Raw genomic sequence first — 12,278 nt, 5'->3', positions numbered from 1 at the left:
GACAAAATGGTAGAACAAGACTTTCAAAGTAAAACCAAACAACTGATTGATGATTTAAAATCAACCTGTGCACGTAATGGTTTAGGTAATGACGCGAGTGAGTTTAAGATCATTACTCAGGTATTTTTGTATAAGTTATTGAATGATAAGTTCGCTTATGAAACGAAACAGATTGAACCCAAGTTAGCAAGCTGTGATAACTGGGAACAAGCGTTTATCGCACTCAGCGATGATGAGCGAGAAATGCTGGCAATGCAGTTGCCTGCTGATGCTGCAGAGCTAAAACAAGAGCACTTCATCTCCACCTTATTTGCAAAACAAAATGAAGCCGACTTCGCTAAGTTGTTCGATGACACACTACGCGATATCTCGATGCTCAACAGTGATACCTTCTCAGTAATGACCGATTCTGGTGAGAAGGTTGCACTGTTCGAATCGATCAGTGAATACGTGACCGTTAGTAAGCGTGATGACTTTTGCCGTGCAATCATTAACAGCATTGCAGAGTTTAGCTTTGAGCGCATTTTTACCCAAAAGTACGACTTCTATGCAGTGATCTTTGAATACCTAATCAAAGACTACAACAGTAATTCAGGTGGCAAATATGCCGAGTACTACACACCTCATGCCGTGGCTCGCATTATGGCTAGTATTCTTGTACCAGAGGAGCAGCAAGGAAAAGTCAGTAACGTAAGTTGTTACGATCCCTCAGCTGGTTCAGGTACTTTATTGATGAACGTTGCACACGCAATAGGAGAAAGTCGCTGTTCTATCTTTACGCAGGATATCTCGAAGAAGTCATCGAACCTTTTACGATTGAACTTAATCTTAAACAACTTGGTACATTCAATTCCTAATGTGATTGAAGGTGATACCATGCGGAATCCTCACCACAAAGATGGCGCAGCCTTAAAGCAGTTTGATTACATTGTTTCTAACCCACCGTTTAAGCTTGATTTTAGTGAAATCCATGAAGAGTTAGATGGCAAAGAGCATAAAAAACGTTTTTTTGCTGGGGTGCCAAACGTGCCTGCTAAAGCTAAAGATAAAATGGCAATTTACCAATTGTTTTTGCAGCATATTATTCATTCTTTGAAGCCTGAAGGTAAGGCTGCGGTGGTATTACCAACAGGGTTTATTACTGCTCAGTCTGGAATAGATAAGAATATTCGTCAGTACTTAGTTGAAAATAAAATGTTGGCTGGCGTAGTGTCTATGCCATCCAATATATTTGCCACAACCGGTACTAATGTTTCGATCCTGATTATTGATAGAAGTAACGAAGAGAAGGTCGTTCTGATAGACGCCTCCAATCTTGGTAGTAAAGTTAAGGAAGGTAAAAATCAGAAGATAGTTCTTTCTTCTGAAGAAGAACAAAAAATTATTGATACGTTTACTGCGAGAGATACTGTCGATGACTTTTCTGTTTCTGTGAGTTATGACGAAATTGAAGCCCAAAATTATAGTCTGAGTGCTGGGCAGTATTTCGATGTAAAAATTGATTATGTTGATATTACACAAGAGCAGTTTGCCAACAAAATGGATGCTTTCACAAATAACTTAAATGAGTTATTTGAGCAGTCTCGTGACCTTGAAGCAGAACTTAAAAATCAGTTAGCGGGACTCAAGTATGAGTAAACTAGTAACAATAAAAAGTATAACGTCTAAGGTTGGCAGTGGAGCAACCCCAAGGGGAGGTAGTAATGTCTATGAAGACGATGGTATTTCATTTATACGAAGCCAAAATGTTCAAGATATGTACTTTTCAAATTCAGGTCTGGTGTACTTGAATGACGTTCAAGCGGATAAGCTTAAAGGCGTAACGGTAGAGGCTTCTGATGTTTTACTGAACATCACTGGGGACTCTATTGCCCGGAGTTGCCTTGTTCCGGATGAGGTGCTGCCTGCTCGGGTAAATCAGCACGTAGCTATTATTAGATGCAAAAATTCGAATGACGCTAGGTACTTGGCATACTACCTTCAATTTCTAAAAAAACACCTTTTGCAAATATGTAAAGTTGGTGGAACAAGAAATGCATTAACAAAAGATGTGATTGTAAATCTAAAAATCAACTTTCCTGAAGATAGGCATGCACGTGGAAATCTTTTGGCTTTAATTGATAAAAAGCTTGATATTAATTATCGTATTTTTGCTGATTTGGAAGGCATGGCGAAGGCTCTATATGATTACTGGTTTGTACAGTTTGATTTTCCAAACGCTGAGGGTAAGCCATATAAAGAGTATGGCGGGAAGATGGTCTATAACGAGGTTTTAAAGCGTGAAATCCCGGCGGGGTGGGAGCTGGTACCTATAGAGTACTTCGCTGATGTGATAGACCCACACCCAAGCCATCGAGCTCCCAAAGAAGTGGATTCAGGCTTTCCTTTTGCTGGAATTGGGGATATTGATGAGGCTGGTAATATTTCACTGTCAAAAGCCCGAAAAATTGATGAAGAGTTTGTTCTTAAACAAGAAAAAGACTATCACATAGGAGATTACTCTCTTGGTTATGGGCGTGTTGGAACAGTAGGAAAAGTAGTTCGTTTAAAGAAACAAAAGTTTCGTTATGCGTTATCACCAACGTTGTCTGTAATCAACGCAAAGAAGCCTGAATTTGCAGGGTACGTTTATAACGTCATGAAAAGTGAGGAGTTTTATAAGCACGTTCTAAAGAATTCCTCTGGCACAACTCGACCAGCGATCGGTATTCAGCTTCTTCGTAAAATACCAGTATTGAAGCCAGGGTTGGAGCAAAGTGGTATGTTTGAGCATTATGAACAAGTGACTAAAGAGCTGTTTGAGAAGACCAATATCGTCAACAAAGAGAGTCAATTACTCATGGAACTGAGAGACTGGCTTCTCCCAATGCTTATGAATGGGCAAGTTACGGTAAAATGATGAACATTGCGTATCGGCTATTATTAACCGTTACGGCAACATCACTGCTGTTGATAATCTTTGTGGTGCAGAAGGGCTACACGTTAGGTTATTTTTTTGACAAGTGCACCAACTTAGCCACCTTGCCGAGCGCAATTTCATATGTCCTTTATCTATTGGTGCCAATAGCGTTAAGTGGGCTGAGTATTTACCTCAGTCGATACCTTGGTAAAGATGAGTTCAAAGCGGGTCAGGTGGTTGAGGTTGAGCATGCCAATAACAGCTTTCTTCCTAGCTACCTAGGCTACTTCTTTGTTGCACTAAGTATTGGCAACTGGGAAACCTTGTTTTTTGTCTATGGTGTTCTGTTCGTGTTTACCTTCTTATCACAGGCGCTTTACTTCAACCCGCTGTTTTTATTGTTTGGATTTGAGTTCTACAACATCAAAACGAAAAATGGTGCAACCATCTTTTTGATAAGCCAAGAGTGCTATAAAACACCTGGTGATATAGTGATAGATAAAGCTTATCGTATTAATAATTATACATTTATTGAGCGAGGGTAATCGTGGATTCAGTACTGACTAAAGTTAAAGGTCGCAATAAAAAGAATGTCTTTAAGTTGCTTTCCGACGAAACACTGTTCGAGGAGTTGGTCGTTACTGATGATGCCAGTGTTGATTATGCCCCTGACCACAACCTAGACGAAGATTCGTGGTTTAAAATCGATAACTTTAGTCAACAGCCATACTGTCTTGATATTCTTAAAGTCGATTTTGATTCAAAAGATTATGACGGCCTTCCAAAAGCTAAGTTTAAAGACATTGCTCAGCTTTATGCGATTCAAGGCAATAATTTCTATTTTCAAAAAATAACGCCTTCTCTTTTTGTTACCAAGAAGATGATTGCATTCGGCGAAGCGGCGGAGCTTGAAAGTACTGAAAAGCGTTTGGTTGTTAATCAAGTGGCTGATGCTGTCTACTACAAAGCGCAGGACAAGTTAGTATTTAAGAGTCTAGCGACAATATCAAGCATCTTTAAAGGTATTGATGAGCTCTACAAAGAAGCTACAAAAGAAGAGGTTGAAAAGTTCTTAGAAGAGGACTTTATTGAGCTTTCTGATGGCTATGATACTTCTAAAGTATCGAAGCCCAATCGCAAACGTATCGCATTGGCAATGGATACACTGGCGGCATTACCAGTGGAAGAACGAGACCAAATGTACTCGTATATTCATAGTTACTGCGAGCAAAAGTTAACGTTCGATAAAGAAAACAGTAAGTTTGAAATCAACTCAGACGATGAGCTGAAATATTTGCTCTACGGTATTGAGCAGCGTTTTTACACCACACCGCTAGGGCATGAAAAGCGTTTGGCTAACTCTGTACAGACTATGGATTAGAACGCAAAAAGAGCTCATTCGAGCTCTTTTTTTAGTTATGAGAAAAGCTACTCTAAGACGTTTAGAGAGCGGTATTCATCAAAAGCATATTGATCGGTCATGCCACTAATATAATCCTGAATCAAACGGACTCGGAAATAAAACTCCCAGATGTCATCGTCATAATCATACGGTAGGTAGGCGACATCTGGTGACTTTCGTTTTTCATCTTCTAGAGTCTGTATTGCTATTTGATATGCCCTCAAGTGCTTATTCGGTAGCTTCTTGTGAAGCCTTCGCTCATAAAGTGGAGCATCATCGATGTTATTAAATGTTTTATTGTCTAGTAAGAGTAGCGGTTTATAGGCATCTAATAGTCCAGTGAGAATTCGATATCCTTGTAACTCACTTTTTTCTACTTCAGGGTCACAAAAGGCATATTTTTTTGCTACATTTTTTAGTGTTTTAACAAGAGCGTGATTGACACTTTTATCTTCAATTAATGCCCGATTAAATGTTCCATTAAATACGTCTTCAATGTTTTCAATAAATTGTTTGCAAGCGTGTTGTGGTAAGCGTTTGTTGATTTCTACACGTAGAGTCACAAAAAAATGGCTATTAGCACAGTTCTCAGCTTTTGAAGCACTTTCATAAGCAATGTCGACGATTTCTTTCATCACATTACTATTAGTTAAATCATATTTTTTAACGAGTAATTGGAACTCTTTATCTAGAACACTTTTTAACTGCTCAATAGTAAGGATGCCTTTTTCGACCGCGTCTTCGATATCAGCGATACCATAAGAAATATCGTCTGCGGCTTCCATGATATAAGAGAATGGTGAGCGGCAATGGGAATCCATAGACAAGACTAGTTTCATAGATTCAACGTAGCGATGTTCACTTAAATAGTATCCTACTTTTTTCATCAAGTAGTCGAATTCACTCTGCTGTTCTTCTGAAGCTTCTTGATCACCACGGCGAGTATATTTGAAAATTCCAGATACTTGAGAGTAGGTAAGATTAAGGCCTAAAAGGGTATGAACTAAGCGGATTGCTTGTGCATTACCTTCGAAATTAATAAGATCTTGGTGGATAGGTGCTGGTAAATCAACTCTTGGTTTACCTTTTTCATCTGTGGTTAAAGATACTAAGTTTCTAGAAAACCAGTCATTTATTGCCTGTTCTCCAAAGTGACCAAAAGGTGGATTTCCAACATCATGCATCAAACAAGACATTTCAACAATTGATTCTATTTGGCGATCTAATCCAGCCAGCTTGTATTGCTCAAGATCCTTTTCGGGTAGCTTATTGAAAATTAGTTGAGTGATGTAACGGCCAACTTGTTGGACTTCTAAGGAGTGAGTTAATCGGCTGCGTACAGCAGCATTTCGTTCTAAAGGGAATACTTGAGTTTTTTGCTGAAGCCTTCGAATTGCAGCTGAATTGAGGATACGACCCCGGTCGCTTTCAAAGTTTCCTTGTTGAGCTATTTTGTTTGGTTCTTCAAGTGGACGAGCTCTAGTAGCTTTTCCGTTGTGATAGACTCTTGTTCCACGTACTTTTTGGTTGAAATTGATAGTCATTGTTAGGTCTCATATAAGTTATTGAGACTAAATTAAAACTCATGTGCACCTATATCCATAGGCTGGTGTCAATAATGTGACTAGACTTTTACTTTGAGTTTAATAATAAGACGATGCGACCTAAACTATTTTGGAACATATATTACCCAGTGACATTAACTGCCATGAAGGTGAATATATGCAAGAGCAATCAACACGACTAATCAGGTTAAAAGAGGTCATAGCCATGACTGGGCTTTCGAGAGCGAGTGTCTATAAATTTGTGAGTGAGGATAGATTTCCTGCACAAATATCACTGGGCTATCGCTGTGTAGCATGGGTAGAAAGTGAAGTTCAGCAATGGATTGATCAGCGAGTTCAAGAAAGCCGACGTGAAGTGTGAATATTTGAGCTAACCTTGGTGGTTAGCTCTTTTTTTATTTTTTACCCGACAGCGCGAAGTGTACGAGTACCTGTAACTGAAAGGTCACCCTGAGATGCTTTCGAGATGTGCTTGCTCCACCAAGCCATGAGCTTTTTACGTCGGTCTAAGTAGTCAGCTCTGTTGTACGCTTTACGCACTTCATTTGAATCAATATGAGAGAGTGCAGCCTCGATAACATCTGAATCAAACCCTTGTTCATTGAGCGTCGTACTTGCTAAAGCTCTGAGTCCATGGGCAACTAGCTTCCCTTTGTAGTTCATACGCTTCAATGCCATATTCGCTGTTTGAGGGTTGATATGAGTCTTTGGGTTTCTGTCTGAAGGAAAGATAAACTCTCGATGACCACTGATTGGTTTCATTACATCCAATAATCCCAAGGTTTGCTCTGTGAGCGGTATCACGTGTTCTTTGCGCATTTTCATACGCTCGACAGGTACCACCCAACATTTATTATCAAAATCAATTTCATCCCACTTAGCTCCAGCAGCTTCATTTGGGCGCGACATAGTGTGAAGTTGCCATTCAATAAGACATCGAGTCGTGAGTTTTATATTGGCTTTGTTAATGGCGAGCATTAAACCAGGTAACTCTTTCGGTGTTATTGTCGGCATGTGTTTTTTCTTCGGTGTTTCAAATGCCGCCTTTATACCGGTTAGGCGGTTTGCATCCACCAGCCCTGTATTCAATGCAAAGGTCATAATCTCATTGAGACGTTGAGAAAGCCGCTTGATGGTCTCTAAGTTACCTTTGTGGGCTAGAGGCTTCATTGTATCGATAGCATGCTGAGGGCGTAGCTCTGATACTGGATACGGTCCAAGAGTGGGGAAGATATGAAGCTTAAGAGAGCTCCAAATATCATCGGCATAGTTTGGTGTTACTTTTTTTCTTTTTATTTCGAACCAATCTTTAGCGACAACTTCGAGTGTTGCACTACGGTGGCCTTGTTGCTCTAAAGCGATTTGTTCTCGGTGTTCTTTTGGATCGATATTATCCGATAGTAGCTTCCGTGATTGTGCCCTAAGTTCACGAGCTTCAGCTAGAGAGACTTCAGGGTAGCTACCAAAGCTAAGGGTGGTGCGCTTTTTGGTGTATGGTCGATAGTAATCAAATAGCCATAGTTTTGATGAATTAGGCTTTATACGGAGGACAAGCCCTTGACCATCTCGCAGGTCATAAACCTTATCTTTTGGCTTCGCTTGTTTAATTTCCGTATTGGTTAGAGGTTTCGTTGTTCTCGCCATAGCAGTACCAAAGTTAGCATTATCGAATCGGTACTGCTAAGCGTACTGCTAAAAAAATGAGCTGTCCAGAACGAGATAGGACTAGTGTGCACGCTAAGTTATTGATTTACTTTTCTTTGGGTATAAAAAAAGACGCCCTAGGACGTCTTTCTCTATGAATTGGTGGAGCTGGCGGGAGTCGCCTTCAAGTCCCTTAAAAAACAGTGACTTCAATAGGTTAGGGTGTTTGTGTTTTTTGAGAATTACCCTTTAGTACCGCATCTTAGTACCATATAAAGTTAGTATCAATACCCAAGCGCATATTCAAAAATATGGATGCCAGTTCAGTTCCTCATTTGGGAGTTGAATCGATATCTATACTGAGCGGATCATTTAATCTGACTCTTAACGATGTTAATCCTTTCCAACTGCGACGCACTGAGTGAGCGCTGCTTCAATTGTTCATAGCTTTTTAATAGCCTGTTTTGTTGGCGTCGAATTTGTCGCTCATTTCTCTCTTCTTTTGCGTTTAACCACTTTTCAAACTGTGTTTGCATTTGCTTGATGAGTTTCTCAATTTCGAGGGCCTCAGTGGCTTTTTCGTGTTGGTATTGCCAAGTTGATAGTCTGCGTCCTTTTTCTTTTTCAATTGGCTCATAGCTCCGGTAGTCTATGCCGACATGTTCCAGCACTGCACTGTTGAATACTTGTTTAATGACTTTTGTAGCTTTTTTCTGTTGTAGCTCAGTGAGGACACGATTACCGACAACTTTACCAATCATTAAATGCACATGGTCGCCACTACCTTTGTTTCCTTGTTGCTCCTGCTGATGCAATACTGCTCGAATTTGTTGTCTGTATTGGGCAAATTCAGATTTGTTGAGTCGACAAAGTTTGGCTAAAGCCAATGCGCACTCTTTTACAATGGACTGCCACTGAGTTTTAGTAGGTCGGTAGCCTTTTGGTAGTGTGAGGCAATATTCCATCGAATAGGTCGCTAGAGGCCGTCCTCCACGACGGTTGTAGAGTTGTTGGTTAAGTCGAAATTGCTCACCAGAAATTGCAATTCGGTTTGAAGTCTCGGTGCAGCCGAAAAGGGAAATGAGTGCTTCAGTGTGTTTGTGGTTCACGTGTTTCGGGTTTAAATAATAACGCTCTCTGATTAACACACCGTCGCTAGCGAGGCGCACGGGTTGTGTCGTTACAGTCCAGTTTTTAAGCATATTGATATGTTTTCTATAAGCTTAAAAACTAAATTCAGTGATTTCAAACAACCAGCACTTAACCTTTATACCAGATGGTTGGTTCCAGATAGGACAACCCACTTCGTTCCTTCGTTGTCCACTGGTAAGAAGGGGCTTCCCTTCTTAACTACCCTTCATTTGTAGTTGATCATTTATGTTATTACACTTGAAGAAAAACTATGAATCATAATTCTCCAATAGCACTGGCTGTAAAGCTGGAAGAATGCCGACAAACAACAATAGACGATTTAGTTATCAATTTGTGTATCGAAGCTGAGTTCTTAACTAATCAAGATATCAAAAAAAACTCAGGCCGATACCAATGGATTGTCAAACTCACAGAGCACTGTAAAGATGCGATGGCGTTGGAAGACGTGATAGAAGGGGAGGTTAGTGAGCCTCTCAATTCCTCAAATTGGGATTCTATTATGGCAAGTAAGAAGAAACAGGCTGATGAAATTGTCGAGATAATAGCTAAGAAAGTTATGTTAGCAATCCCTCCTTATAGAGCTTAATAGGTTAGTTGATACAATAGTCTGAGGGAGTTACTCCCTCAGACTATTCTCTTTCTCGACAAGCTTGCTTTGTTAATGGAAACCGACGATAAAAGTTTCAGCAAAACCTTTGAGCTTCTCAGCAATACGAGGAAGGATCGTGCGGCGTGTTCTGAAGGTCATCTTCTCAGTTGTTAGCTGGGCGATATCATCTGACTTCAAGCTGTCTACATTCATACCGTTCTCGATGTTTGTCACCATTTCGCTGAACTTATCGGTGTCCAACTTCTCTTCTTCTGCTATCTGGCTTAGCTCTTTTTGCTTCCGCTCTTCGATGTACTCATCAAACTCAGCACCTTGCACTAAGCCTTGCATACTCTTCTCAATAAAATCTTCAATGAGAGAACGTTTGCTATACAAAGTAGGTTCAGTCGCCAGTAAGTTAGCGATAACTTGGCGCTTCTTCTCTCTGGCTTCATCACAAGACTCTTCGAACATTGTCATTAAGAGGTGACGAATGTAGCCAACGTTAACTTCATCCCTCTGAAGTAGCTCTAGCTCAAAATCGATGTCCGCTAAGATAGATTCTTTATCAGTAGGCCCTTTCTTGAGTTCACGGGCTAAATCGCTGTATTTAGAGGCGTAGTCAACGAATTCTTGCTCAGACATACCAAGCGTTTCAATGTCGAAATCGCTATATGTCTCAAGTTGGTTCTTTAACCGCATCAAGATGCGGAACTGCTTAATAAAGCCTGCTTGCATGTCTTCGTCAGGCAAGTCATCGACACTTTGCACGTCAGGAGCAATTGCTTTCAACGCTTCAAGTGCTTTAGCAAAGTCCTCGGTCAAGCCGTTAAGGTCTGGAACTTCAATAAACTCGATTGGCTGTTTATTTGAGAACAGGGTAAATGCTTCGTCCGCTTGTGGCTTAAGGTTGCGGTAACACATAACATTACCATGCGACTTCACTGTGCCATTTAAGCGGTTGGTGCGGGAGAAAGCTTGCACCAAACCATGATATTTAAGGTTTTTATCGACATAGATGGTGTTTAAGCCGGGGGCATCAAAACCTGTAAGGAACATATTCACCACTAGCAAGATATCCACTTCACCGTTCTTCGTGCGATTCGATAGATCCTTGTAGTAGTTGTAGAAACTGTCGGTATCTTGGGTTGAGTAGCTCGTACCAAACTGTCGGTTATAGTCTTCGATGTAAGCATCTAGCTTGTCTCGGCTATGAACTTTGGCGTTGGCTTCCGCTAAGCCTTTGACATTGACCTCACCTTCGAACTCTTCTTCCTCATTTACACCGTAGCTAAAGATGGTGCCGATATTGAGCTTATGTTTGCCCTCTTCTTTAAGGGCTTTGAATGTGTCGTAGTAGGTGATGAGATCAGGCACACTTGCCACACACAGCATGGCGTTAAACTTGCGTTTGGTCTTATGACCGTGGATACCGATGATGTGCTCACACACTTGTTTAATGCGCTTTGGAGAGCTAAAGAACTCGGCGACATCGATACTGCTTACGTCGACATCCATGCTGTCATTTTTATGTTTTAGCTTGCCGTAATACTCAATAGCAAATGGAAGCACGTTGTCATCTTTGATGGCATCAACAATCACATAGCTATGAAGGCGTTCACCAAACAGATCTTTTGTAGTTCGCTTCTGTGTGCCTTTGCCTTTACCTTCGACTTTTTTAGCGGTCGCATTGTCGGCAAAGATAGGTGTCCCCGTAAAACCAAATAGCTGTGCTTTTTCGAAGAAGTCGACGATGTTTTGGTGCGTTTCGCCAAATTGGCTGCGGTGGCATTCATCAAAGATGAAGACCACACGCTCTTGGCGTAAGTGCTCAACCTGTCCTTTAAAGCGAGGTTTGGTGATCAGGTTATTAAGTTTTTGAATCGTGGTGATGGTTAGCTTGTTGATCCGATTAACTTTATTACTGTAGATAGGCGCATACTCTGCGACTTGTGGCAGTTCTTCACCATCGTTGGCACTACTATCTTTCGTGTTTAGCGCTTTCTTCGGTACAGGTCGTGAACCAAGGAACTGATTCAGAAGGCTTTTAGTGTCACCTGTGCTGTCGACACTGCCTCTTAAAAACGCATCAAACTCTTTTGCGGTTTGGTAATCGAGATCTTTACGGTCGACCACGAATACCACTCTATCCACATCTTCAAGCGTAGAGAGGATCTGAGCGGTTTTGAAGCTGGTCAGCGTCTTGCCACTGCCAGTGGTGTGCCAAATGTAACCGTGATTATTGTTGGTCTTAACCTGATTAACGATCGCTTCTACCGCATAGAATTGGTAGGGGCGCAGCACCATCAAAAACTTACCTGATTCGTTCTGTACGATGTAGCGGCTCAACATCTTAGTCAGGTGCGGTTGATTTAAGAAAGAATCCGCAAACTGAGGCAGCGAGTTAATCTTGTTGTTTTCAACATCCGTCCAGTGGAAAGTCTGCTTAAACGAAAGATCACGATTATTAGAGAAATATTTGGTGTTTACGCCGTTCGATATAACAAACAACTGTACATAGTTGAACAGCCCACCTTGCGCACCATAGGTATGTTTGTCGTAACGCTTAATCTGATTGAATGCTTCCGCTAGTTCAATGCCTCGACGTTTTAGTTCAATTTGAATCAGAGGTAAGCCATTCACTAAGATGGTAACGTCGTAGCGATTTTCGTACGTCCCTTGAATGGTGATTTGGTTGGTGACTTGGAAGTGGTTCTTGCTGGCATCATCAAACAATAAAGTCAGATAATCAGTTTTGCCGTCTTCACGAGTGACATCAACCCTGCCTTTCAAGCGTTTGGATTTGTCGAAGATATTGCCCTTTTCTAGCTTGATGAGCACACTTTCAAATTCACGCTCGGTTAGCGTTACGCCATTGGCTTTCTCAAGCTGAGCTTTGAGGTTCGCTTTTAGTGCCTCTGCATTACCAATATCGACAGGTTTGAAATCGGTTGCGACAAGCTGATCGATTAGCTCTTTTTCAAGTTGTGCTTCTGATTGTGTGCTCATAATTCTTCTTTTTATAAA

10 protein-coding genes are annotated in these 12,278 nt (G+C 41.0%); 6 read left to right on the top strand and 4 right to left on the bottom strand.

All coding sequences use genetic code 11. The features are described 5' to 3' along the window. Window positions 1-6: 6 nt before the first annotated feature. From A142_RS12270 to A142_RS12255, 4 genes are read left to right on the top strand one after another with little or no spacing between them, the layout of a single operon-like run. On the top strand, window positions 7-1,638 hold the full coding sequence (locus A142_RS12270) for an HsdM family class I SAM-dependent methyltransferase (protein ID WP_019823980.1): 1,632 nt from the start codon (window positions 7-9) through the stop codon (window positions 1,636-1,638). Further along, a complete protein-coding gene (locus A142_RS12265; RefSeq protein WP_019823978.1) occupies window positions 1,631-2,899 on the top strand; it encodes a restriction endonuclease subunit S in 1,269 nt (422 codons plus the stop codon). Before A142_RS12270 ends, A142_RS12265 begins: the two co-directional genes overlap by 8 nt. After that, complete coding sequence (locus tag A142_RS12260; protein WP_019823976.1) at window positions 2,899-3,444, top strand: hypothetical protein; 546 nt, start codon at window positions 2,899-2,901, stop codon at window positions 3,442-3,444. The genes A142_RS12265 and A142_RS12260 overlap by 1 nt, the downstream gene beginning before the upstream one ends. Window positions 3,445-3,446: 2 nt before the next feature. Further along, entirely contained in the window at window positions 3,447-4,280 is an 834-nt protein-coding gene (locus A142_RS12255; RefSeq protein WP_019823974.1) for a hypothetical protein, read from the top strand. A 47-nt stretch (window positions 4,281-4,327) separates the two neighbouring features. Here the strand turns inward: A142_RS12255 and dgt are convergent, their stop codons facing one another. Then, the gene (gene dgt / locus A142_RS12250; RefSeq protein ID WP_019823972.1) at window positions 4,328-5,845 is read right to left on the bottom strand and encodes a dGTPase; all 1,518 of its coding nucleotides are present in this window, start codon (window positions 5,843-5,845) and stop codon (window positions 4,328-4,330) included. A 178-nt stretch (window positions 5,846-6,023) separates the two neighbouring features. On the opposite strand from dgt, the gene A142_RS12245 reads away from it, so the two are divergent. After that, window positions 6,024-6,227: a helix-turn-helix transcriptional regulator gene (locus A142_RS12245; RefSeq protein ID WP_019823971.1), complete on the top strand. Its 204-nt coding sequence runs from the start codon at window positions 6,024-6,026 to the stop codon at window positions 6,225-6,227. A 41-nt stretch (window positions 6,228-6,268) separates the two neighbouring features. On the opposite strand, the gene A142_RS12240 is transcribed toward A142_RS12245, so the two are convergent. Together A142_RS12240 and A142_RS12235 are read right to left on the bottom strand one after the other, a co-directional pair. Beyond that, window positions 6,269-7,510 (bottom strand): integrase domain-containing protein, encoded by a 1,242-nt coding sequence (locus tag A142_RS12240; protein ID WP_019823969.1) that lies wholly within the window; start codon window positions 7,508-7,510, stop codon window positions 6,269-6,271. Window positions 7,511-7,878: 368 nt separating this feature from the next. After that, window positions 7,879-8,712: a hypothetical protein gene (locus tag A142_RS12235; protein ID WP_019823967.1), complete on the bottom strand. Its 834-nt coding sequence runs from the start codon at window positions 8,710-8,712 to the stop codon at window positions 7,879-7,881. A 200-nt stretch (window positions 8,713-8,912) separates the two neighbouring features. Between A142_RS12235 and A142_RS12230 the strand changes: the two genes are divergently transcribed. Then, window positions 8,913-9,248, top strand: a complete 336-nt coding sequence (locus A142_RS12230; protein WP_019823966.1) for a hypothetical protein — start codon at window positions 8,913-8,915, stop codon at window positions 9,246-9,248. Window positions 9,249-9,320: 72 nt separating this feature from the next. Here A142_RS12230 and A142_RS12225 read toward each other — a convergent pair whose 3' ends face one another. Further along, window positions 9,321-12,260 (bottom strand): type I restriction endonuclease subunit R, encoded by a 2,940-nt coding sequence (locus A142_RS12225; RefSeq protein ID WP_019823964.1) that lies wholly within the window; start codon window positions 12,258-12,260, stop codon window positions 9,321-9,323. Between the last annotated feature and the right edge of the window lie 18 nt (window positions 12,261-12,278).

This window comes from Vibrio splendidus 12E03, assembly GCF_000272105.2.
GTDB classification, from domain to species: domain Bacteria; phylum Pseudomonadota; class Gammaproteobacteria; order Enterobacterales; family Vibrionaceae; genus Vibrio; species Vibrio splendidus_I.
This window is presented reverse-complemented; position numbering and strand designations above follow the sequence as displayed.